The following is a 21,980-nucleotide window of genomic DNA, read 5'->3' on the forward strand; positions in this document are numbered from 1 at the left end:
CGCATCGGCCACACCCCGCAGCGCTGCGTCCCCTACGGCCGGCCCACGACAGCTACCCGCATCGTCGACGTCCCCGACGCCGGGCCGCGCTGGATCGACACAGGCACGCCCCACATGATTGCCACCACCAAGACGGCCCCGACGGGCGCACCAGACGTGGAGCCGCTGGCCACTCTCCGTCCGCTTGGACCGGGCCGAGCGCCCTGTGCCCTCGTCTTTGTCGTTCACCGCTCCGTTCCCTCCGCTACCGAGCCTGCCAACAGCTGGTCCGAAAAGCCATCGCCGGCCGCCGCGACGACATCGTGCTGACCACGAAAGCCAGCCTGCCGATGGACAGCGAGCGCAACCACCAGGCAAGTTCGCGCCGCTGGCTGGTCACCGAGCTGGACAACGGCCTGCGCCGCCTCGGTGTCGACCACGTCGATCTCTACCAGATCCACCAGTGGGACCCGAGAACCAGTGACGAGGAGACGCTGTCGACGTTGACCGACCTGCTAGGACGAGAGCGTCTCGATGTCGGTGTGCTGCTGGCAGTAAGCGGCAATCAGCACCGAGGCCATGTCCATGGCGTCGGAGGCGTCCGTGGCACGGATCAGCGTCATCCACTTCCAGTCGCGCGCGATATCCGGCTCGGTGTCACGATGAACCTCCTGGCAGTTCATGACCGCCTCGGAGACGAGCTGGTCAACCGCCTGCCGCAACGGCTCGGGCATCGGGGTGCGTTCCGCGGCGGGCACGCTAACCATGCACGAGCTCGTTAGCGCGACCGAACACCCGCCGATGGGTGGAGTCGATGTCGATGAAGGCCACCTGGCGCACACCGGGTAGCAGCGGAGTGTGCGAGGTCAGTTGAGTCAACTGGCGGTGCACACGGTGCAGTTGGAGGGCGCGCCCATGGGTGAACGAGCGCAGGAACGTGCCCAGCGTCGAAGGGGCCCGTACGTGGGTATACGCGCCCGGCATCGCCCCGCGCCGCAGCCGGTCTGCGTCCTCGATGCCGTCCGCTCCCGCGCACATCGCTGCCACCGGCGACGTCACCTTCGCTGCCGGGTCCGCTCCGCCGCTGTTGACCGCGCCCTCGATCCATGTCGCAGCGTCAGTCAGGTCGGACAGCCGGGCCCGCTGCGCCAGCCGGACCACCGGCACCAGCCCCGCATCCGCGATCAGATTCGGCTCATCGAACGCGACAGAAACGGCCGCACTGGCGTGGGAAGAATGCATCTCGCGGATGTTCTAGTTCTCTGCAGGTGGAACCGTAGGAAGTCCCATCGTCCTGGTTCAGAGGGCATCCGCGTCTTCATGTCCGGCTCACGGACAGACACCCACTCGGTGAACCGAGGCTCAGAGGGTGTCTCACGTGGCAAGTTTCGGGAGCTTCTTGTAGCCGGTCAGGGCGGCGGCCAGGCCGAGGAAGGCGAGGAAGTGCGAGCCCTTTCGTTCGTATCGGACGGTGAGGCGGCGGTAGCCGAAGAGCCAAGCGATCGACCGTTCGGTCTTCCAGCGGTGCCGTCCGAGGCGTTCGCCGGACTCGATGCCGGGCCGCGCGGTGCGCGCGACGAGCCCGCGCTCGCGCAGCCAGGCCAGGTGTTCGGCGGAGAAGTACGCCTTGTCCGCGCGGAGTTTGACGGGTCGGCGCCAGTGTGGTCCCCGGCGGGACCGGACGGCGGGTATGCCGCGGATGAGCGGTTTGAGGGCGAGGCTGTCGTGCATGTTCGCGCCGGACACGGCGACGGCGAGGGGGATGCCCTGGGCATCGGACAGCACGTGCAGCTTGCTGCCCTTCTTGCCGCGATCGACCGGGTTCGGCCCGGTCAGCGATCCTCCCTTTTGGCGCGGACGGAGGCCGCGTCGACGATCGCCGAGGTCCGGTCCACCTCGCCGCGGGCCCCGAGTTCGTCCAGCACCGCCCGGTGCAGCCGACGCCACAGGCCGGCCTCGGTCCATACCGTGAGGCGGCGATGCGCGGTGGGGGGTGGGGGCGACGTGCCGGACGTCGGCGGCAGATGCCGCCAGGCACAGCCGCTGGTCAGCGCGTACAGCACTGCCGTGAAATCGGCCCGCTCGTCACACGGAGCGGTCCCACCACCTTGCGGACGAGCAGCGAACGACGGCAGCAACGGGGCGGCCAGCTCCCAGAGTTCATCAGGAACCAGACGCTTCGACAGATCAGCACCCACGACCGGCATGCCGCACGAGCATCAAGTCACGTGAGACAACCTCTAAGCCTTGATGGGTGCGGCCGACCTGGCGGCCTGCTCGATCTTCGCGCGGTAGGCTGCACGGGCTTCCTCGTCGATCTGCTTCTCGAGTTCGGCGCGCAACCCGGTCCGGCCGTCGAGGCCCTCGCGCAGGATATCGGCGTGCCCGGCATGCCGGATGGACTCGCCGAGGACATGGACCATGATGGCGAACAGGTTCGTGTTCGGATAAGGCTCCGGCCACCACGGCACGTGGCCGGGGGCGTCGAGGGGAAGCTCGTTGATCGTCGCGTCCGAGTGTTCCCACGTGCGCCGGTAGAACCCGATGATCTGATCGCGGGTCTCGTCCTCGGTCGCCCACTGATCGCTGCCGTTGGAGTCCTGCCACCGGGGCAGCGGTTCCGGGGAAGGGCGGTCGAAGACCTCGCCGAAGTACCTGGCCTCGACGGTGGCCACGTGTTTGACCAGGCCGAGGAGGTTGGTCCCGGTCGATGTCAAAGGTCGGCGGGCGTCGTATTCGGACAAGCCGTCGAGTTTCCAGAGCAGCGCCTTGCGGTCCCGCCGCAGTCTCCCGTGCAGGTTGTCTTTCGCGAATTCATCGATCATGCGGCATGAGCCTGCCATGGGCTGCTCGTGGTCTCAAGATCCCGTACGTGGTCCGCAACGACTGGCAGAGCCGAGGCCTGGCCATGGCCGCCGCCCTGACCTGCTACAAGAAGCTCGCGAAACTTGCCACGTGAGACAACCTCATACACGTCACGGGCAATGACGATGAAGTGTTCGAGTTCGCCGGGGATGCCCGGGCTGGTGGGCTGGTGGGCTGGTGGGCTGGTGGGCTGGTGGGCTGGTGGGCTGGTGGGCTGGTGGGCTGGTAGACGATTTCGGTGATGCCGTTTCGTGCGTAGGCCCTGAGCTGGTCTCGGATGCGGTCGGGGGGTCCGGTGACGGTGGTGGAGGTGATTGCCTGCCAGCTTCCGGCGTTCCAGGCCGTATTGTCCGCTGTGTTGAGGCCGGTGAGGTGCTGATCGTGTACAGCGAGGTGACGTTCGGAGCGGGGATGGGCGGTGATGGAGTCGAGCCAGGCTTCTCCGCCGGGCTGGGTGGTGGGGTCGCCGCCGAATTCGTAGGCAGCGTGGTAGGCCAGTGCGTTGCCGGGGCCGGCTGCGGCGCGGACACGGGGGGAGTCGAGTGGTCCGTCCTCGCCCAGGACGGTTCCGTGGATGCCCAGGGCTGCCCAGGTGAATTCGTGGGATTGGGCAGGTTCGCTGTTGACGGTGAACACACCGTCAGCGATCTCATGAGTGAGGGCGAGACCTTTGGGGCCGAGAGCGGATACCAGCACAGGGATGTCAATGGATCGCTGCGGTGCGTTCGTGCCGGGATGCATCATGCGCATGAAGGTGCCGTCCCATTGCACGGTGTCACCGCGCAGTAGACCGCGCACCGTCCGGACGTATGTGCTGAGGTAGGGACCAGGTGGCCGGGGCTGCGCCGAGAGCCCGCGTACCGTTAAAACCGGTACCGAAGGCGAGGGCCACTCGGCCGGGTGCGAGAGCGGCGAGGGTGGCGGCGCCGGAGGCGTTGACCATTGGATGGCGCAGCGTCGGAACGAGGACACCGGGGGCGAGGCCGATGCGGTGGGTGCGTTCGGCGGCCAGGACAAACATCGCCCAGACGTCAGGGCTTTGGGGCGGGGTGTCGTGGAGCCAGGCGCGATGGTAGCCCAACTGTTCAGCGGCGGCGATGCGTTCGGGAGAGTGCAGCGATGTGGCGAACTGGCAGGACACGTTCCATCGGTCAGCGTCCTTGGAGAGAAAGGAAATTCCCACTTCCCAGGCTCACCCCTGGGAGCTGGGCGACAACTTGGTGGTCACGAAAACACTGTGGGGCCGTGACAGATTCCGTGGACGACCACGGCAACCCTTACGTGGTCGGGGCCGGCAATGGCACTTCACGATCGATGATCTCGAACGGCCCGCCGATGGCGGTCACCGGCGCGACTCGACAGGCGCTCGCCTCTATCCCTGCCTTGGGGAGTGGGTCTGAATCTGAAGCTCTACGCCGACATATGGTCACGACGGGCCGCGCGAACCGAACGACACGGTCAGATACGCCGTTGCGGACTCAGATCTGCGCTCTGCCGCCATCAACGAACAGTTCGATCCCCGTGACGAAGCTGGAGTCATCCGAGGCCAGGAACAGCGCCGCCTTGGCGACTTCGTCGGGCTCCCCCATGCGGCCCATCGGAATGGTGGATGCAATCTTCGCGATGGCATCTTGAGGCTGCACCGCCACAAGCGGAGTTTCGATCGGGCCAGGGCTGAGGACGTTGCACCGGATACGGCGATCCTTCAGCTCCACCGTCCATCCTCGGACGAAATTTCGGACGGCAGCCTTGCTCGCACCGTAGACCGAGAACGCGGGAGTTCCCTTGACGCTGGCAACGGAGCCCGCGAGAATGACAGAGGCGCCGTCGTTCAATAGCGGCAGGGCCTTTTGCACCGTGAAGAGCGCCCCCTTCACGTTGATGTTGAAGATTTTGTCGAAATGCTCTTCCGTGACATCTTCCAGTGAAGCGAACTCACCCACCCCGGCGTTGGCGAAAACGATATCTATTCGCCCCTTCGCCTTGACGGTCTCGTAGAGGCGGTCAAGGTCGGCCAGTTCGGCGACGTCACCCTGAACGCCGGATACGTTGCTGCCGATTGCCTTCACGCTTTCATCGAGTTCTTTCTGGCGGCGGCCCGTGATGAAGACATAGGCACCCTCTCTGACGAAGAGCCTTGCTGTGGCCAGTCCGATCCCCGCGGTGCCGCCGGTGATGACCGCAACCTTTCCCTGCAACTTGCCCATAGTCGCTGCTCCCAACATTCTCAATCGTGACTGGCGGATTGTTCGAGTTCATCCCGGATGCCCTGCGGACATCCTAGTTCGGGGAGATCGGATCGAGCAGATATGCCCACGCCCAAGGGTGGAATCAAAGCACCAATCGGCGGTCCTGTGTCTATAAGGGTTGTCCCGTAAATGATCTCCGAGCTGCCTCGGGCTTGCTTGGCCGTCGTGCGGGCCGCTCGTCTATCCGGCGAGGGCGAAGTTGTGCATCCGGGCGATGCCGAGCATCGCGTGGTGGACTCCGTCGCCTTTGAGGCGGCAGTCGCGGAGGATCTTCCAGGTCCTCATGCGCGCGAAGACGTGCTCGACGCGGGCGCGGACCTGCTTGTGGGACTTGTTGTGTGCTTCCTTCCAGTCCGGAAGGTCTTCGCCCTTTCGTCGGCGGTGGGGCATGACGAGCCCGGTGCCGGAAAAGCCGCCGTCGGCGATCGTCAGTGTTCTGCCGACGGCGGCTTTGGCAGCGGATTCCTCCCACGCCTTGCAGTCGTTGCGGTTTCCGGCAAGAGGCCGGCCCACCACGACGACCAGGCGGGTGTCGGCGTCGATGACGACCTGGTGGTTGGTCGAGTACCGGAATTTCTTGGACTGCTCCGCCACGGTGTGGTCCCGGGTCAGGACCAGGGTGCCGTCCACGATGAGCACGGTGTCCTTGGCGAACCGCTTGCGGGGTTGGAACGCGAGCATCGGTCCGAGGTGGTCGATGATGGGCCGCCCGCCCCGCTAAGGGCTGTCCCGCATGTCAGGCCGAGGCTGTCGTCCTGTCCGGCGCGTGAGGGAGGATCAAGGGCAATCTGGTCCATCAAGTGCTCAAGAGGCAGCTGTGGTTGACGGAGGGCAGACGTTCGAGCTCTTCCGGTTCGCAGACAGGGTCCAGAGCGTCGCTGTTGAGGTGAGATGTGATGCGCCTCTGACGATGAGTGAAGAGCGGTACTACTCAGCCGAGATCGTTGTGCAGAGCGGCTTCGTCAACGGGCGGGTCGGTCTGCAGGTATCACGTGAGGAACTGGACGAGTGGGAGCGTTGTCTGGATGCCCTTGAGGCTGAGGAGGGGGCCGAGTGGCCGGCGGGCGGCCGGAGTGCCTGGGTGGACGTGGTTCCCGATGACCCGGTGGAGGTGACGGTGCACGACTCGCCATCGACGCAGATTGCGGTGTGTGTACCGATCGACGTCGCCTCGGGCTGGCTGGAGGAAAACCGGCTGCGGTTGGATCGTGTCCGGGCGGCTATCTCAGCTTCTTCATAGGGCTCGCAGGGTGTGATGGTCTTCGTGTGGCTGGAGTGATCACGGCGTCTGTGTCGTCTTGGACAGCACTGTTCACCGGGCTGAGCCCGCGCTGTTTCCGCAAGCTGGTGACGGCGCTCCGTCGCGACGGAGCGGACGCGGCCCGGGGGGCCGACCCGGGAGCCTGCCATTGGACGACCGGGTGCTGCTGGTCGCGGCGTACTACCGGACGAACTTGACGTTGCGCCGGCTCGGCCCTCTCTTCGGGATCTCGAAGTCCGCGGCCGGTCGCGTCATCGACCATCTTGGGCCGCTCCTCGCGCTTCGGCCGCGCCTGCGGTTCCGTAAGGATTCCGTCCTCATCGTGGACGGCACCTTGGTGCCCACCCGCGACCACACGGTGGCCGAGCAGTCCAAGAATTACCGGTATTCCACCAACCACCAGGTGGTCATCGACGCCGACACACGCCTCATGGTCACGGTCGGCCGGCCCTTGCCAGGCAACCGCAATGACTGCAGGGGATGGGAGTTGTCCGGTGCGAAGGCCGCCGTCGGCCGCACGACAGTGATCGCCGATGGCGGTTACCGCGGCACGGGCCTGATCATCCCGCACCGCCGTGAACCTGGGGAAGCGGGACTTCCGGGCTGTGATCCGCTCGACGCAGGAGCGACCAGCGGCCTGGCTCTCCTTGGTCGTGACCCACACGGGCACATGCCACCTGCGTCGGACCTCCACGCAAGGTTCGCCGGTCATTCACCAGGCGGGCGAAGTTACCTGCGAGAAACATGGGATGTGCGATGACGAATACATCCCCCCGCGGCCCGACCTCACCGAGTCCCAATGGCTGGACCTGGACACGACCATCACCACCACGGGCCGCCCGGTACCCGCCGCCGGCGCGCCGTCCGGGCTGGTCGGCCGGCGCACCGTGCTGGGCGGCGCCGTAGCCGGGGCCGCCGCCCTGGCCGTGCTGCCGCAGACCGCCGCCGCCTCGCCGAGATCCGCGACCGCCTCCGATGTCCCTGTGGCCAAGTTTCCCTTCCCCGGCGGGCCCGGCCGCGGCGGACAGTACGCCGTACTGCTGACCGGGGACGCGGGCACCGGCGATGACGCCCAGTACGCCGTGGCCACGGCTGCCAAGGCGATCTGCCGCACCGAAGGCGTCACGCTCGCCGTCGGCCTTGGCGACAACCTCTACGAGAACGGCCCGGAGTCCGCACACGACGACGAGTTCGCGACCAAGTTCGAGCAGCCCAACGACGGCATCGACGTTCCGTGGCTGATGGTTCTCGGCAACCACGACTGCTCGGGCCTCATCCCCGGCAGCGGCGGCGACCCCTCGCGAGGCGACCGCGAGGTCGCCTACGCCACGACGTCGCGGCGCTGGCACATGCCGGCCCGCTACTACTCCACCGCGCTGCCGTCGGCAGCGGACCCGGACGTCCCGCTGGTCGAGTTCTTCGCCATCGACACCAACCCCGTCGCCTCGACCGTGGCCCAACTGGACCCGTACTTCCAGTGGAACGGCCCCTACATGCGCGAGCAGCGCCGCTGGCTGGACTCTGCACTCTCCGCCTCGCGCGCCACGTGGAAGATCGTGATCGGCCACCACCCGTACCTGAACAACGGCAAGCACGGCAGCGCCGGTTCCTACGACGGCTTCGTCATCGGGAACTACACCAGCGGCATCCACCTCAAGGAGCTGTACGAGGAAGTGGTCTGCGGACGAGCCGACCTCATCCTCTCCGGCCACGACCACACCCAGCAGATCCTCGAGCCGACCGCGCGCAGCCGCGGCACTCGCCAGATCGTGTGCGGCACCGCCGGCAAGTCAGGCGACGGCAAGGCCCACGGCACCCACCCGGCGCGCTGGCAGGACTTCTCGCACAACGGCTTCATGGTCCTCAAGGCATCGGCGAAGAGCCTCACGGTCGACGCCTACACCGTGGACGCGGCGACGTCGACATCGAGCCTGGCCCATAGCTTCACCACCATGTCCGCCCTGACGGCAGTCCGCTGAGTCCCCCGGACCCGCCATGCCAAGACGCCGCGCCCCGGGAGGGATTCCGGGGCGCCGCAGGTTCGGGGTGGGGCAGGTGCGGGGTGGGGCAAGGCCGTCGGCGCCGATCGTCGGCCGTGACTGCGCCGGAAACACCCCGTCGGCATTTCTATGTCTGGAGAATCCTTTTCCGTCCACATCCTTGCCCTCGGCAGCCTGCGCTGCGGCTCACACAACCGTCAGCTTGCCGAGACCGCCGTCAAGCGCATCCCTGAGGGCGTCGAGGTCACCCTCTGCGGGGGCCTGGTCGAGGTGCCTTTCTACAACGAGGACATCGACACCACCAAGCAGCGTCCTGACGCCGCGATCCGTCTGAGCGAGGCCGCCACGCGCGCCGACGCGTTCCTGCTCGTCACCCCCATGTACACCGGCACCATGCCCGACAGGTTGAGGTACGCCATCGACTGGCTGTCCCGCCCGTTCCGCTCCAGCGTTCTGGCGGGTTCGCCGACTGCTGTCGTCAGCACGACCTTCGGTCAGTACGGCGGCGTGTGGGCCCAGGACGACGCCCGCAAGTCCGCCAGCATCGCCAGCATCGCCAGCGCCACGATCGTGGAGGACGTCAAACTCGCGATGGCCGTCTCAGTGCCCCGCTTCGCCGAGACCCACCCGGCCGACGCTCTGCTGCACGATCGGGTGACATCTGAACTGGCCTGCCCTGTGGGGTGGTTGGGAAGGATGCCGCTGTGCCGAAGACGTATCCGGAAGAGTTCCGCGAGGACGGCGTCCGGGTCGCGCGGAACCGCGGCCCGGGCGTGACGCTCGAGCAGATGGCCGCGGACTTCGGTGTCCACGTGATGACCCTGTCGAAGTGGATGCGCCGCGCCGACATCGACGACGGGGGTGAAACCCGGAACGACCAGTCAGGAGAAGGCGGAACTGCGGGAGACGCGTCGGCGGATCAAGCTGTTGGAGCAGGAGAACGAGGTCCTGCTCAGGGCCGCCGTTTACCTGTCGCAGGCACATCTGCAGGGACAAGGATCTACCCGCTCGTGAGAGAGCCGGCCGCGGACGGTGTTCCCGTCACGGTCACGTGCCGGGTCCGCAAGCTCGCCCGACAGCCCTACTACCGCTGGCTGGAACGGCCGGTTTCCGATGCCGAGTTCGAGGAGGCCGAGCGCGCAATCGCGTTGTCGGACGCCCATCGCGAGGAACCGGAGTTCGGCTACCGACTCCTGGCCGATGAAGCCCGCAACTCGGGGTCGGTCATGGCTGACCGGACCGCGTGGCCACCTGTCAGGAACTACGGATCGCGATCGTGACCTGGATCGAGAGAACCAACCACCGCACCGCCGCAGTCAAGCTTCACTCGGCCGGCTGACCCCCATCGAATACGAAACCGTCATGACCACACCGACCCTCGAGGAGGCGTGACCGAACCTGTCACCCAACCCTGCACCAGACCCGTGCATCAGAAAGTGGCTCTGCTTGACCTTGCCGACCTACTTGAAGCGTGTGCGGCAACGCCGGGCAGCTCCTTGTGCTTCATGGGTGGCTAGCCCTGCCTGATCGTTGAACTTGTGGTGGCTCGGGGTGAGTTGACAGATGCGGCACGGGAGCGGATAGCTCAGCTGCTGCCGCGCATACCGGCGCGCGAGGAAGACGGATCCTTCACAAGGTGAGCGTGCCGTCGGGCTCAAGCCTCACGTCCACGCTTTCGCTGATCCGCTCGAGCGTCGTGCGCAGCCAGGCACGGTCCTGTTCCGGGGCGCATTCCAGCCGCATCCGCCGGGCCCGCAGGGGCACCATGCGCAATCCCGTCAGCCGCCCCGTGTCAGCGGCCACAGAGACGAGGTAGGCGACGCGGAGGTCATCGCGGTACTCCTCGTAACCAGAGATGCCCTCGTAGTCGTCGATGAAGTCGCCGCAGCCGTACAGGATCAGCCGGTCGCGGTATACCTCGATGGGGCGAGGATGGTGCGAGGAGTGTCCGTGAACGACGTCCACTCCGCCGTCCACCAGGGCATGCGCGAAACGCACCAGTTCCCGGGGTACGTGATAGCCCCAATTGGACCCCCAGTGCACGGACACGACGACGACATCGCCCGGTCGTCTCACCTGCCGTACCCGCCGGACCAGGGCCTCGGCCGCCGCAGCCGTCGGCCCTGGAACATAGGCGACTCCGGCCCGCCCTGCGGTCGCCGCCCAGCTCGGCGGAATGCCACTGGACGACATACCGACGGCGAACACCAGGACCCGAGCGGCCCGACCCACCGGGACCACGGCGGGCGCGTACGCCTCCGCGGCGTCACGCCCCGCACCGGCACACCGCAGGCCCGCCCCGGCCAGCGCGTCGAGCGTTTCCGCCAGCCCTGGACGGCCGAAGTCCAGGACATGGTTGTTCGACAGGACGCACACGTCAGGCCGGGCCACCGCCAGTGCTGGCACATTGCCAGGGTGCATCCGGTAGTGAACCGCCTTGCCGTGCGCGAATTCCCCGTCGCCGGTGATCGCCGTCTCCAGGTTCACGATCCGGGCGTCCGGGGCGGTCCGCTCCAGCAGGACGAGCGCATCACCCCACGGCCACTGCGGGCCGACCGGCGCGGGGATCGGGCCGGCGGCCTCCTGCACCAAGTCCACGTAGGACCGCGCGTCCCGCACGTAGTCCTCCCGCAGCTCGGGATCGCCGGGGTGCGAGAGTATCTGGTCGACGCCGCGTCCGAGCATCACATCACCGCACAGGAACAGCGTCACTATGCCGGAGCCCACGTGAACAGCTTAGACCGGCCCCCGGGACCGTCACTCAGTCGTGCGGTCGGCAACGGGAGGTCTCATAGTCCCGGTCCCCAGTGAGGAACCGGTCGAGCACGTCCTGGCGGACGCGAGCTCTTCACCTCGTGGCGCAGAACGCTGCGCTGGTGACCATCAAGCAGCACCTCGACACTTGAGCTCCCAGCATGCGCCTACGCCTTCAAGCCCCAGCAGGCCGGCTGAGCCAAATCCTTCTCTACGGGTTCCAGGCCCGCGCACGGCGTCCCGGGTGGCCATTGAGCCGGACCCCGCAAGGCAGGGTTGCGGAATCCAGACCGCCACCCGCCTCGGGGCGTGCTGGCGGGCTCAGATGAGGCCGAGTTGCCGCATCATGCCGAGTTCGTCACTGCTACCCCAGCGCTCGACGAGCTTGCCGTCCTCGAAGCGGCTGATCTGCATACCGCGGAAGCTCACCGACTTGCCGGTCGGCGCATGCCCCGCGAGTTCGCCGCGGTGGGTGCCCGTAATGGTGTATGCGAAGGCCAGCTCGTCCTCGGTCGCCAGCAGGTGTTCGACCTCGACGTGCAGGTCGGGGAAGGCGCGCCTGAGGTCCCGGAACATGGCCTGATACCCCTCGGGACCCGGGCCCTGTCCGGGGGCGGCGTCGTGGTCGATCGAGCCGGGAGCGACGACGTCCGCGATGGCGGCGAGATTCCCGCTGTTGACGGCCTCGCCGAAGGCGGTCTGGGCGGCGATGTTGTCCTGCTGGGACATGGCACTCCTAGGTCTGTGAAGGCATCCGCCTGGCCTGCCACTCCGCTGGAACGGCCCACCATGGCCACCGATCCTCTGCAGCCGGTCCGGAAGCGCCGCCCGACACGCCAGCAAGCACCCCGTTACGGGCCGCCCCATACGTCCGTCCGCCCCAACGCCAGCTCGTACGTGCGGACGCTCCTCCCCCACCCGTCCGGCCGCACATCCGCCCGCCGCGCTGTCGAGCAGCCCGAGAGCTCACCGGCGAGCGCCGTTGTTGCCGGGCACCCCCGCGCGGCGCTGCTTCGACTACGTGCGGCACGGCACCATCGACCTGTTCACCGCGCTGAACACGGCAACCGGAAAGGTGATCAGCCGGCTGTCCGCACAGCATCGGGCCGTGGACTCTATGGACTTCCTGGCGGAGATCGACCGCCAGACCGAGCCCGGCCTGGCGGTCCATGTCATCTGCGACAACCTCTCCGCCCACAAGCCACCGGTGGTGCACGCATGGCTGCTCGCACTCCCCCGGTTCCCCCTGCACTTCACCCCGGCCCACTCGTCGTGGATCAACCAGGTCGAGCGGTGGTTCGCCGAACTGCAACGACGCTGTCTGGAACGTGGCGTCTTCTGCTCGCTAGACGATCTCAAGACCGCACTCGGCGAATGGATCAAGATCTGGAACGCGGCCGCCAGGCCCTTCAAGTGGACCAAGACCCGCCGACCAGATCTGCCACTACTGCGACAGGATCTCCGGACCGACTCACCAGGCGCTGTGCCGCGGCTTCAGTGCCGCCGTCTTCAGGGCGCGGCACCCGGATCCACCGTCGCCGGCCCCTTGCGCGGTCGCGCAGCCTTCGGCCGATGGCCTGACGTTCCCGTGACCGGCGAGGTGACGGCTGCCGGACCGGGTAGGGGAATTCGTGCGTTCACCGTCGATGCAACTCGACTACCGGGCAGCCGCGGTTTCACGGGAAGTATGGAGATGATCAGCAGACGAACCTTCGGAAAGGTCGCCGGTACGGGAGCGGTTGCGTCCTCGACGGCCGGCCTTTCCGTGGCATGCTCGACTGCCGTGTCCGGCGAAAAAAGTCATTTTCCGCAGACGGACGAGCAGGTAGAGGCAAACTCAGGGTTCGGCTCATTGAAGCAGGTCAAGGCGGGCGTCCTGAATGTGGGATACGCCGAATTTGGCCCGGCCCATGGCCCGGTGGTCGTTCTTCTGCACGGCTGGCCTTACGACATTCACAGCTACGTCGCTGTCGCGCCGTTGCTGGCGGAAAAGCGATACCGGGTCATCGTTCCGTATCTGCGGGGCCATGGCACGACGCGCTTCCTTTCGAGTGGGACGTTCCGGAACGCGCAGCAGTCGGTATTTGCTCTCGACATCATCGCCTTGATGGATGCACTGCGGATCGACAAGGCGATCCTCGCAGGCTACGACTGGGGATCGCGGACGGCGGACATCATTGCGGCGCTCTGGCCGGAACGGGTCAAGGGCCTGGTCTCCGTGAGCGGCTATCTGATCACGAACCTGGAAGCCAACAAGAAGCCGTTGCCGCCGAAGCTCGAGTGGGCGTGGTGGTATCAATTCTACTTCGCCACGGAGAGAGGCCGACTCGGCCTCGAACAGAACCGGCATGATCTGGCGAAGCAGATCTGGAAGTTCAACTCCCCGACATGGGCTTTTGATGACGCCACGTTCGATCGCACCGCGGCAGCGTTCCGCAATCCGGATTACGTCAGCATCGTGATCGACAATTATCGCTGGCGGCTGAGCCTGGCCAAGGGCGACCCCCGTTACGACGACCTCGAAAAACGGCTCGCCGCAAGTCCCGTCATCACCGTGCCCACGATCACCATCGACGGCGAGGCCGATCCCTTCACGCCTGCGGGCGGCGGCTCTTCCTATCGCGACAAATTCACCGGTCACTATGCGCACCGAACCCTGAAAAATATCGGTCACAATCTGCCCCAGGAAGCGCCCCGCGACTTCGCGCAGGCCGTCGTGGACGTCGACCATTTTCCCGCAGCCGGGCAGACGTCATCTCCATGACGGCGGGGTCGCGGGCCTCGCCGGACCCCCTCTGCCTCGACTCTCATCGCCACTCCTCGCTGCGGGGAGCGCAGACCACGTGCAGTCAAATGATCGACCTGGCCGGAAGATCGGCACGACCGGGCAATCACCACCAAGAAGCCGCCATGTCTGACCACTTCAGCGCCGAAAAACGCAAGTCACCCGGCGACGACGTCCGCTTCGGCCTGCGGTCAGTCCGCAACGTGCCTCGACGAGACGCTCGGCATCAACAGCACCGAGACTTTCGGCGGACTCGTCGCGGTCTGGGTCGAATCCGTATGACACCGACGAGTCTACGAGGCACTTCTCACCAGGGAACACGAGCAGTGGAGCGGTGAGTTGTAAGCAGCTCGCCCAGCGGAGGCTCGGCGCGGTGCCCGCCAAGAAGACGGCAACATGAACCAACCGCGGCGCAGGCGACTGTCACACCCCGCCGAGGCCCCGGGTCTGGTGGACATGCCGTTCGCCTACGGCGCCGTGCCTCAAGCTGATGCAGGGCGCCAATGGCTGTTTCGCCCAAAACGACGCGCCTGCGGCTCTCGCTCTACTCCGTCCATCGCCCGCCGCGCTCAGCCCATGAACGCCGCTGGCCCCATGTCGCACTCGACTGGATGCGTGACCGCAGCAGGCGTCGCATCCACCGCGCAACTGGTGCTCTGACCCGCGATGGTTCGCCAGGTTGCGGCTCGCGTTGACGGGTGCCGGGGCCGGGGCCGGTTGGAAGATCACCGCCGCGCGGTTCCCGCCGGCCAGGGCGGCCGACCGCTGTCGGCAGCACAGAATTTCGCAATCTTTCGGTGCGATGTCGGCCGACACGTAACAAACTTGTGCGCATGGCTGAGCTTCTCGCGTCATCTGATGACGCCCACCCCATCACCGCTCTCGACGACGGATCCGGGCCGAACCTGCTGGTGGTGCACCCGGGTGGCGGAGACGCGACAACCTGGGACGGCGTCACCCGCCAACTGACCGACGACTTTCGCGTCGTCAGGATCCACCGACGGATCTACGCTCCCGGACCAGGCACAGACATTGCGCCACCCCACTCGATGGCCGTCGAGGCGGCTGACATCGTCGCCGTCGCGGAACTCCTCGACTCCCCGGTGCTTCTCGTGGGTCATTCCTCGGGCGCCGTCGCCGCGCTGGAAGCCTCGCTGCTCGCCCCGTCGGCGTTCGCCGGACTGTTCCTGTACGAACCTCCCTTGCCCACCCGGGAGTTGATCGCCGGCGCGGCGGGCGTACGCGCGCGTGCCGCGCTCGACGCGGGCGATCCGGTCGAGGCGATGCGCATCCACATGCGCGACATCGTCCGCATGCCCGCGAACATGGTCGACGCGATGTTCGCCGACCAGCGAGTGCAAGCGGCGTTCGCCGCCTACGCGGCGCCGCAGATCGCAGACGACGAGGCAATCGACGCCCTCGGCGTCGGCGTTGATCGCTTCGCGAACCTCGACACGCCGACGACCCTGATCGAAGGAGACCTCAGCCCCGCCCACTTGCGCGAGCGCCTGGCCGATCTGGCGGCAACGCTGCCGAACGCACGGATCATCACCCTTCCCGGCCAGGGACACATCGCCCACCTCACCGCTCCTGAACCACTGGCCAACGCCATCCGGGACATGGCGGAACAAGTTCTCCACACATGAAGCGTCCGGGACGGCCCATGAGCTGAAGGCACTGAGCCGTTTCCAACCTCACGTTGAGGCGTGGTGAAGTACGACGACGCCTTTGACGATGTCGGTGATCCGGTTCGTGCTGCAGCGGAGCTTCCGCAGCGGTCGCCAGCCCTTTGAGGGTGGCCATGGCCTGTTCGCCGACGCAGCGGATTTTGGCGTGAGCGGTGTTGTGGCGTCGCTTCCACCGCTTGAGCTTGCGTCCTTGGAACGGCACCCGAACGCGGCGGTCGGCGCCCTGATACGCCTTGTCCGCCCAGCAGTTCAGGACCCGTGTCGGCAAGAGCGTCGGTGATCCCGTGGGTGCCTGCGGCGGTCAGATCACGGTCGCCCCGCTTGTGTTTCCCGGAGTCGTACGGGGTGTCTGCGGCGATCCGGTCGATCGGCAGCAGCGTGCCGTCCAGGATCACGAAGGCCTTCGTCCGTGCTGTATTCATAGCCTGGGCCGGGGCGGGCCGAGGGCGGCCAGGACGCCGATGGCCTCGCGTATGAAGTGGTAGGCGGTCGCGATGCCGATGCGGAACCCGGCAGCGAGCTGATGGTAGGTGTCGCCGCTGCGCAGATGGGCCAGGGCGAACAGTGCCTGGCGGCCCGCCGGGAGCCTGGGCGAGCTGATTTTGCTGGTCACCTCGGACGACGACGGCGAGTGGCTGGTAGCCGCGGGCACCCTGCGGGACCTCATCGAGGGCTGATGCTACGACGGTCCGGTACCCGCGCATCAGGACGAGGAGGGAGGGACCGAAGTCCCCCGCGACGTCGACACCGCCGACCGGCATGGCCGGTGTCTCGGTGCTCATAACAGGAATGACACCGGCCCACTCGTTGTTGCACACATCATCTGCGCAGCATGCGATCTATCAGACAACGCACTTCCGTGACGAAGCGCCGCGGATGAGAAGGCAAACGTCATGCTCAAGGTCGGCATCATCCTCGGCAGCACCCGCCCGAACCGCAACGGCGAACAGGTGGCGAAGTGGGTGCTCGACATCGCCTCGCGCCGCGACGACGCCACCTTTGAGCTCATCGACCTCCGCGACCATCCCTTGCCGCACCTCGACGAGCCTCTGTCGCCGATGTTCGGTCAGTACCAGCACGAGCACACCAAGCGATGGGCGGCCAAGATCGCGTCGTTCGACGGGTTCGTCATCGTGACACCGGAGTACAACCACGGCATCCCCGGCGTGCTCAAGAACGCCATCGACTTCCTCTACGCCGAGTGGAACAACAAGGCGGTCGGCTTCGTGTCCTACGGCGGGGTCGGCGGGGCGCGGGCCGTCGAGCACCTGCGTCTCGTCGTCGCCGAGCTCCAGATGGCCGACGTACGCCAGCAGGTCGCACTGTCGATGATCACCGAATTCGAGAACTTCAGCGTCTTCAAGCCCGGCGCCCACAACGTGCTCGCCCTGAACACAATGCTCGACCAGGTCATCGCCTGGAGCACCGCGCTCGCACCGCTGCGCATGGCCGCGGCCGTCGCCGCCTGAGCTGCCCGCCTGGGGCTGTCGGCTCATCCAGCTTCAGATCCCGCCGACCGGCGGTCGGCGGGATCTGGAAGGCGCTCTTCGATCCCCGCCGCCCCCACACCACAGCTTTGACCAGCTCAACCAAGTGGGCGCTGGTCATCTACGGAGACGTGCCCTGCGTCCTGATTTCTGCGACGGGTTACGGCGTAGCCCGTGTTGTTCTCGGCGTTCGGCGCTCGGCGCCGCTCCAGTTCCGTGCCGCTTCCGGGGGGGGCGTCCGTGGCCAAGCGCACCCCGAAGAAGGGCAGCAGCAACCCCGTGCGGCTGTCGGTTGATCGGCTACGGAAGGCCTGGCCCGGTCCCACCGGGACTCATGTGCGACTTGCCACGGCGGCGCGGCGGACACGGACGCCGTCGACGCGCTGCTGGACACGACTGGAGCCCGACTCATCCCGGCCCGGCGGTCGTCAGTCGAGAACAGGACACGGCAGGCGCAGCCCTGCTGGATGGTCTGGGCAGCACCACCAAGACGTTCAGTGCAGCCCTGGCAGGTTCGGCGGCGCACCTTGGGTCAGGCGCTGTTGGCTGCCTGCCAGGCCGTGATGATCGCGGCTGGGATGCGCCCGTGTCTCCACACAGCCACGGAGCCGGCGTCCAGAGACCCTGCGGCCTGTCCGTGAGTCGGGACTCAGCGGGCCGAAGTCTTGTGGAACAGAGCTCAGCGACTTCATGATTACCCGTCGGGCGTCCCGGGGCCCACACGCACTGCTGTCACGGAGGCTTCAGCGGCTACTGGGGGCCGCCCTTGCCTCCTATGACGCTGGGGGCGTAAGAGGAGGCTTCCCCTGGGTTCCAATCGGCCCAGGACTCGCTGAACTCGGGGCACGCATGTCAGACGGCAAGGACGGTCCTGAGGAAGGTCCTGTCTTGGCTAAGGCCTGAGGACGATCTTGCCGTGGGTGTGGCGGCGTTCGAGCTCGGTGTAGGCCTCGCGGACTTGCGCCAGCGGGTAGACGTTCGCGATCGGCACCTCGAGGTGTCCGTCGGTGATCAGGCCTGCGAGCTCGGCGAGCACCTTGGCGCCCGGCCCGGCCGAGGTCCCCCCGTCGGTCTTCACCCCGTGCTTCTCGGCGGCCGCGAAATCGGCGATGGTGTCGATCCGATCGGTCGCGACGCCGAGGGCGAGGGCCAGCTCGACGTACCCGTCGCCGAAGGTGTCGATGAAGGCGTCCACGCCGCTGGGCGCGGCGGCCCTGATGCGGTCAGCTACGCCGTCACCGTACGCGACCGGGATCACGTCGTGGCTCTCCAGCCACTCGTGGTTGCTCTCGCTCGCCAGGCCGATGACCGTGGCCCCGGTACGGCGCGCGAGCTGGACGGCGAGGGAGCCGACTCCCCCGGCGGCTCCGGAGATGACGACGGTCTCGCCCTCCTTGGGCCGGACGGCGTGGACCGCCCCCCATGCGGTGACACCGACGACGTACAGGCTGCCGGCCACCTCCCATGAGACCTTCTCCGGCTTGCGCGTGAGGTCACCGGCCTCGACCAGGACCAGCTCGGCCTGGGAGGCCCGCTGCTGGGTGAATCCGAATACCTCGTCGCCGGGCGAGAATCCAGTAACCCCAGTGCCGACCTCCTCGATGACCCCGGCGAGGTCGCTGCCCTGCCCGGACGGGAACCTCGACGGGAACAGGTCCGCCAACGCCCCCGTGCGGAGACCGCCTCACTGGGGTTGATGCCGGCCGCTTTCACGCGTACGAGGACCTGCCCATCACCGGGCACCGGGCGTTCCACCTCCTCGACCCGCAAGACGTCGATCCCGCCGAACCGGTCGTACCTGACCGCCTTGGGCATGATCTGTCTCCTTCGACTCGCTGAAGCTGACCGGGGTGTGGGCTACGCCCGCCGGAGTTCGAGCACGGGAATGATGCGGATTCCGGCAGTCTGGCGTGCGTACTCGGCAAAGCCGGGGTAACGCCGCGCTTGCTCGGCGTAGATGCGGTCGCGTTCGGCACCGATCAGTTCGCGGACGGTCACCTGGTAGGTCGCAGTGCCGCGTTCGATGGTGCCCTCACCGGCGGCGGTCAGGTTGCGGTACCAATCCGGGTTGGTGGGTGCTCCGCCCTTGCTTGCGAAGACGTAGACGATGTCCGGCGCGGTGTCGTGCGGGAGGTACATCATCGGGCTGACGTGCTCCTGCCCGCTCTTGCGGCCGCGGTGATGGACGATGACCAGCGGAGCGCCCTCGAAGACCCCGCCGACCCTGCCCTCGTTCGCTCGGAACTCTGCGATGGTCTTCGCGTTCCAGTCGAGTGCTTCGCTCATGTCGAACTCCTTTCGTTCACGACCCGGGTTGGGCGCTGGGAGGATCAGTTGTAGGGACAGAGTGGGTTCTGCCGTGCGCTGGGCAGTGACGCGAGCCGCACCGGAGACATCGCTGGCACGAGCTGTCCGGTCTGTCCGGCGCCGCGATCGCTTCGTCGAGGATCGCGTGACAGGTCTGGAAGACATGGGCACCTCGGGGGTGTTTTCGAGGGTGAGGGAGACATCGGCGACGGCAGCTCCACGGGTGAGGCGGATGGTGTCGTCGACGAAGCCCCGTGCGCCCCGCCCTGGATGATCAAGGGCGCCAACCACCCCGAGCGCGTCCGCACCACCACCGAGGCCGCCGGCACCCCGGTCGACCAAGCCCTGAACCGTCAATGCGCACGCCTCCAAGGACCAGCAGCAAACTCCACAAAAGCCGCTTAGCATGAAAGGTAAGGCTTCATCTCCGGGCCCGCGCCGCAGCGGCAGGGAGGCCGTCATGGCGTTCGACACGACGGGGTTCGAGCAGACCGACAACCGCTACATACCGATCCCCGAACACGGCCTTATCGGCGATCTTCGTACGACCGCCCTGGTCGGCACGAACGGAACCATCGACTGGTACTGCTGCCCGCGCTTCGATGCGCCCAGCGTCTTCGGGTCCATCCTCGACGCCGACCGGGGCGGGTCGTTCGAGTTGGCCGCCGAGGTCCCGACCCGCACCAGACAGTTCTACTTCCCCGACACGAACGTGCTGATCACGCGGTTCTTCGCCGCGGACGGGGTGGCGGAGATCCAGGACTTCATGCCCGTGGTCGACGAGTCGCGCGAGGCGGACCGGCACCGGCTGATCCGGCGGGTGATCTGCGTCCGCGGAACCCTCCCGTTCCGGGCGCGGATCGCCCCCCGCTTCGGCTACGGCGCTGAAGCGCACACCACCTACCTCGAAGGCCACACGGCGGTGTTCCGCTCCCCGTCACTGACGCTCGCGCTGACCGCCACCGCGCCCCTGGAAAGCGACGGCCTGGACGTGTGGTCGCACTTCAAACTCCTTGAGGGCGAGTCCAACGTGTTCGCCCTCGACCGGATCGGCGACGACGTCCCGGCCCGGTCGTGCCCGCGCGCCGAGGCGCAGGAGCAGGCAGAGGCGACCGTCCGGTTCTGGCGCCACTGGCTGGCCGGTTCGCGCTACCACGGCCGGTGGCGGGAGACGGTGAACCGCTCCGCTCTGGTGCTGAAGCTGCTCACCTACGCGCCGACCGGGGCGATCGTCGCCGCACCGACCACCAGCCTGCCCGAGCAGATCGGCGGCGAGCGCAACTGGGACTACCGCTATGTCTGGGTCCGCGACGCCGCCTTCTGCGTCTACGCGATGCTGCGCCTCGGGTTCACCTCGGAGGCCGAGGCGTTCATGGGGTTCATCTCCGAGCGGGGCATCCTGCGGGGTACAGGGGAGGGCGGTCCGTTGCAGATCATGTACGGCATCGACGGGCGCAGCGAGCTGCCCGAGTACGAGCTTCCGCACCTGGAGGGATACCTCGGCTCCGCACCGGTCCGGGTGGGCAACGCCGCCACCGGCCAGCTCCAGCTGGACATCTACGGTGCGCTGATCGACTCGATCTATCTCTACGACAAGTGGGGACAGCCGATCAGCAGCGACCACTGGGACGAGGTCGGTGCCGTGGTGGACTGGCTGTGCGAGCACTGGGACCAGCCCGACGAGGGAATCTGGGAGACCCGCGCGGGCCGGCGGAACTTCGTGTACTCGCGGCTGATGTGCTGGGTGGCACTGGAGCGCGCGATACGCATGGCGAACCGCCGGGGCCTCCCGGCGGACCTGACCCGCTGGCGGAAGTCCCGGGACGCGATCTACCGGCAGATCATGCAGCGCGGCTGGTCGGCCGAGCGAGGAGCGTTCGTCCAGGGGCTGGACGGCGACGTGCTGGACGCCTCGCTGCTGATGATGCCGATGGCCAAGTTCATCGCGCCCACCGACCCCAAGTGGCTCTCCACCCTGGACGCCCTCACCGCAGACCTGGTCTCCGACTCCCTGGTCCACCGCTACGACCCGGCCGCCAGCCCCGACGGCCTGCACGGCCCCGAGGGCACGTTCTCGATCTGCTCCTTCTGGTACGTCGAGGCACTGGCCCGCGCAGGTCGATTGGAGGAGGCCAGGCTCGCCTTCGAGAAAATGCTCACCTACGCCAACCACCTCGGTCTGTTCGCAGAGGAGATCGGCCCGACCGGAGAACAACTCGGCAACTTCCCACAGGCCTTCACCCACCTCTCGCTGATCAGCGCCGCCTTCAACCTCGACCGCGCACTCGGCTGACGCGGCACCGCCGCCGGACGCAGCGCCCGACGCGGGCGCCGACTGCCCGCCCGCAGTTCTCCGCCGCCCGACCCGCCACTGCGGGCTCATCGGATCAGGAGCGGCCTTGCCATCGCTCCTCGTGCCGGTCGGACGTGTCATCACATCCAACCGACGCAGTGCCGGTCACGACCAACCCAGTGATCGTTTCCGGTCACAGCGCAAGGAGGTCGGGGCAGCGGCCGGCGTTCCAGGACCGGCCGTCGGCGAACGGTTGCGAATGGTCCAGCTTCGCGATGGTGTCGAGCGGGGGCCAACCCGCGAGCCCTGACC

General features: G+C 67.2%; 20 protein-coding genes and 5 pseudogenes. 12 read left to right on the forward strand and 13 right to left on the reverse strand.

Going from position 1 to position 21,980, the window contains the following annotated elements; translation table 11 throughout:
* Positions 1-257 precede the first annotated feature (257 nt).
* Positions 258-494, forward strand: a pseudogene (locus OG698_RS01745) (aldo/keto reductase); the annotation flags it as partial.
* On the opposite strand, the gene OG698_RS01750 reads toward OG698_RS01745, so the two are convergent.
* From OG698_RS01750 to OG698_RS01765, 4 genes are all read right to left on the reverse strand, one after another.
* Positions 495-746 (reverse strand): hypothetical protein, encoded by a 252-nt coding sequence (locus OG698_RS01750; protein ID WP_406100968.1) that lies wholly within the window; start codon positions 744-746, stop codon positions 495-497.
* A complete protein-coding gene (locus OG698_RS01755) occupies positions 739-1,221 on the reverse strand; it encodes a hypothetical protein (protein ID WP_406100969.1) in 483 nt (160 codons plus the stop codon). Before OG698_RS01755 ends, OG698_RS01750 begins: the two co-directional genes overlap by 8 nt.
* Positions 1,222-1,353: 132 nt before the next feature.
* A protein-coding gene (locus OG698_RS01760) for an IS5 family transposase (RefSeq protein WP_406110766.1) occupies positions 1,354-2,177 on the reverse strand; the annotation gives its coding sequence in 2 pieces (ribosomal slippage) (positions 1,354-1,829 and positions 1,829-2,177; 825 coding nt in all).
* 42 nt (positions 2,178-2,219) lie between these two features.
* Complete coding sequence (locus tag OG698_RS01765) at positions 2,220-2,804, reverse strand: DinB family protein (protein ID WP_406100970.1); 585 nt, start codon at positions 2,802-2,804, stop codon at positions 2,220-2,222.
* A gap of 5 nt (positions 2,805-2,809) precedes the next feature.
* Here OG698_RS01765 and OG698_RS01770 point away from each other — a divergent pair, with 5 nt between their 5' ends.
* Positions 2,810-2,938, forward strand: a complete 129-nt coding sequence (locus OG698_RS01770) for a hypothetical protein (RefSeq protein ID WP_257548903.1) — start codon at positions 2,810-2,812, stop codon at positions 2,936-2,938.
* Here the strand turns inward: OG698_RS01770 and OG698_RS01775 are convergent.
* The 4 genes and pseudogenes from OG698_RS01775 to OG698_RS01790 form a co-directional block, all read right to left on the reverse strand.
* On the reverse strand, positions 2,908-3,642 hold the full coding sequence (locus OG698_RS01775) for an LLM class flavin-dependent oxidoreductase (RefSeq protein ID WP_406100971.1): 735 nt from the start codon (positions 3,640-3,642) through the stop codon (positions 2,908-2,910). The genes OG698_RS01770 and OG698_RS01775 overlap by 31 nt on opposite strands.
* Positions 3,620-4,027, reverse strand: a complete 408-nt coding sequence (locus OG698_RS01780; RefSeq protein WP_406100972.1) for an LLM class flavin-dependent oxidoreductase — start codon at positions 4,025-4,027, stop codon at positions 3,620-3,622. The genes OG698_RS01775 and OG698_RS01780 overlap by 23 nt, the downstream gene beginning before the upstream one ends.
* A gap of 295 nt (positions 4,028-4,322) precedes the next feature.
* Positions 4,323-5,051, reverse strand: a complete 729-nt coding sequence (locus OG698_RS01785) for a glucose 1-dehydrogenase (protein WP_406100973.1) — start codon at positions 5,049-5,051, stop codon at positions 4,323-4,325.
* Positions 5,052-5,273: 222 nt separating this feature from the next.
* A pseudogene (locus OG698_RS01790) lies at positions 5,274-5,795 on the reverse strand (transposase); the annotation flags it as partial.
* A gap of 31 nt (positions 5,796-5,826) precedes the next feature.
* On the opposite strand from OG698_RS01790, the gene OG698_RS01795 reads away from it, so the two are divergent.
* The 5 genes and pseudogenes from OG698_RS01795 to OG698_RS01815 all read left to right on the forward strand — a co-directional run bounded on the left by OG698_RS01795 (position 5,827) and on the right by OG698_RS01815 (position 9,634).
* Positions 5,827-6,333, forward strand: coding sequence for a DUF5959 family protein (locus OG698_RS01795; RefSeq protein ID WP_406100974.1), 507 nt, complete (start codon positions 5,827-5,829; stop codon positions 6,331-6,333).
* A 26-nt stretch (positions 6,334-6,359) separates the two neighbouring features.
* Positions 6,360-6,955: pseudogene (locus OG698_RS01800) on the forward strand (transposase family protein); the annotation flags it as partial.
* A gap of 148 nt (positions 6,956-7,103) precedes the next feature.
* Positions 7,104-8,333, forward strand: coding sequence for a metallophosphoesterase (locus OG698_RS01805; protein ID WP_406100975.1), 1,230 nt, complete (start codon positions 7,104-7,106; stop codon positions 8,331-8,333).
* A gap of 150 nt (positions 8,334-8,483) precedes the next feature.
* Positions 8,484-9,131, forward strand: a complete 648-nt coding sequence (locus OG698_RS01810; RefSeq protein WP_406100976.1) for an NAD(P)H-dependent oxidoreductase — start codon at positions 8,484-8,486, stop codon at positions 9,129-9,131.
* Positions 9,128-9,634, forward strand: a complete 507-nt coding sequence (locus tag OG698_RS01815) for a hypothetical protein (protein ID WP_406100977.1) — start codon at positions 9,128-9,130, stop codon at positions 9,632-9,634. The genes OG698_RS01810 and OG698_RS01815 overlap by 4 nt, the downstream gene beginning before the upstream one ends.
* Before the next feature lie 349 nt (positions 9,635-9,983).
* On the opposite strand, the gene OG698_RS01820 is transcribed toward OG698_RS01815, so the two are convergent.
* A complete protein-coding gene (locus tag OG698_RS01820) occupies positions 9,984-11,081 on the reverse strand; it encodes a CapA family protein (RefSeq protein ID WP_406100978.1) in 1,098 nt (365 codons plus the stop codon).
* Between the two features lie 348 nt (positions 11,082-11,429).
* Complete coding sequence (locus OG698_RS01825) at positions 11,430-11,837, reverse strand: ester cyclase (RefSeq protein ID WP_383093816.1); 408 nt, start codon at positions 11,835-11,837, stop codon at positions 11,430-11,432.
* Between the two features lie 292 nt (positions 11,838-12,129).
* On the opposite strand from OG698_RS01825, the pseudogene OG698_RS01830 reads away from it, so the two are divergent.
* The 3 genes and pseudogenes from OG698_RS01830 to OG698_RS01840 all read left to right on the forward strand — a co-directional run.
* Positions 12,130-12,432 (forward strand): annotated as a pseudogene (locus OG698_RS01830) (transposase); the annotation flags it as partial.
* A 369-nt stretch (positions 12,433-12,801) separates the two neighbouring features.
* Positions 12,802-13,872 carry an alpha/beta fold hydrolase gene (locus tag OG698_RS01835; RefSeq protein ID WP_406110768.1) on the forward strand — a complete coding sequence of 357 codons (1,071 nt, stop codon included), beginning with the start codon at positions 12,802-12,804 and terminating at the stop codon, positions 13,870-13,872.
* A gap of 854 nt (positions 13,873-14,726) precedes the next feature.
* A complete protein-coding gene (locus OG698_RS01840) occupies positions 14,727-15,539 on the forward strand; it encodes an alpha/beta fold hydrolase (RefSeq protein ID WP_406100979.1) in 813 nt (270 codons plus the stop codon).
* Positions 15,540-15,587: 48 nt separating this feature from the next.
* On the opposite strand, the pseudogene OG698_RS01845 reads toward OG698_RS01840, so the two are convergent.
* Positions 15,588-16,170, reverse strand: a pseudogene (locus OG698_RS01845) (transposase family protein); the annotation flags it as partial.
* 304 nt (positions 16,171-16,474) lie between these two features.
* Here OG698_RS01845 and OG698_RS01850 point away from each other — a divergent pair.
* The gene (locus tag OG698_RS01850) at positions 16,475-17,050 is read left to right on the forward strand and encodes an NADPH-dependent FMN reductase (RefSeq protein ID WP_406100980.1); all 576 of its coding nucleotides are present in this window, start codon (positions 16,475-16,477) and stop codon (positions 17,048-17,050) included.
* Between the two features lie 910 nt (positions 17,051-17,960).
* On the opposite strand, the gene OG698_RS01855 is transcribed toward OG698_RS01850, so the two are convergent.
* A complete protein-coding gene (locus OG698_RS01855; protein ID WP_406100981.1) occupies positions 17,961-18,731 on the reverse strand; it encodes an NADP-dependent oxidoreductase in 771 nt (256 codons plus the stop codon).
* A gap of 194 nt (positions 18,732-18,925) precedes the next feature.
* Positions 18,926-19,354, reverse strand: coding sequence for a nitroreductase family deazaflavin-dependent oxidoreductase (locus OG698_RS01860; RefSeq protein WP_406100982.1), 429 nt, complete (start codon positions 19,352-19,354; stop codon positions 18,926-18,928).
* A 481-nt stretch (positions 19,355-19,835) separates the two neighbouring features.
* Here OG698_RS01860 and OG698_RS01865 point away from each other — a divergent pair, with 481 nt between their 5' ends.
* Positions 19,836-21,668, forward strand: a complete 1,833-nt coding sequence (locus OG698_RS01865; protein ID WP_406100983.1) for a glycoside hydrolase family 15 protein — start codon at positions 19,836-19,838, stop codon at positions 21,666-21,668.
* Positions 21,669-21,980: the final 312 nt, after the last annotated feature.

Origin of the sequence: Streptomyces sp. NBC_01003, from assembly GCF_045162695.1 — a bacterium.
Lineage (GTDB): Bacteria > Actinomycetota > Actinomycetes > Streptomycetales > Streptomycetaceae > Streptomyces.

Coding starts and splice junctions, on each gene's coding strand:
- OG698_RS01750 (WP_406100968.1), bottom strand. CDS start 746: ATGGTTAGCGTGCCCGCCGCGGAACGCACCCCGATGCCCGAGCCGTTG.
- OG698_RS01755 (WP_406100969.1), bottom strand. CDS start 1,221: ATGCATTCTTCCCACGCCAGTGCGGCCGTTTCTGTCGCGTTCGATGAG.
- OG698_RS01765 (WP_406100970.1), bottom strand. CDS start 2,804: ATGATCGATGAATTCGCGAAAGACAACCTGCACGGGAGACTGCGGCGG.
- OG698_RS01770 (WP_257548903.1), top strand. CDS start 2,810: ATGAGCCTGCCATGGGCTGCTCGTGGTCTCAAGATCCCGTACGTGGTC.
- OG698_RS01785 (WP_406100973.1), bottom strand. CDS start 5,051: ATGGGCAAGTTGCAGGGAAAGGTTGCGGTCATCACCGGCGGCACCGCG.
- OG698_RS01795 (WP_406100974.1), top strand. CDS start 5,827: ATGTCAGGCCGAGGCTGTCGTCCTGTCCGGCGCGTGAGGGAGGATCAA.
- OG698_RS01805 (WP_406100975.1), top strand. CDS start 7,104: ATGTGCGATGACGAATACATCCCCCCGCGGCCCGACCTCACCGAGTCC.
- OG698_RS01810 (WP_406100976.1), top strand. CDS start 8,484: ATGTCTGGAGAATCCTTTTCCGTCCACATCCTTGCCCTCGGCAGCCTG.
- OG698_RS01825 (WP_383093816.1), bottom strand. CDS start 11,837: ATGTCCCAGCAGGACAACATCGCCGCCCAGACCGCCTTCGGCGAGGCC.
- OG698_RS01835 (WP_406110768.1), top strand. CDS start 12,802: ATGATCAGCAGACGAACCTTCGGAAAGGTCGCCGGTACGGGAGCGGTT.
- OG698_RS01840 (WP_406100979.1), top strand. CDS start 14,727: ATGGCTGAGCTTCTCGCGTCATCTGATGACGCCCACCCCATCACCGCT.
- OG698_RS01850 (WP_406100980.1), top strand. CDS start 16,475: ATGCTCAAGGTCGGCATCATCCTCGGCAGCACCCGCCCGAACCGCAAC.
- OG698_RS01860 (WP_406100982.1), bottom strand. CDS start 19,354: ATGAGCGAAGCACTCGACTGGAACGCGAAGACCATCGCAGAGTTCCGA.
- OG698_RS01865 (WP_406100983.1), top strand. CDS start 19,836: ATGGCGTTCGACACGACGGGGTTCGAGCAGACCGACAACCGCTACATA.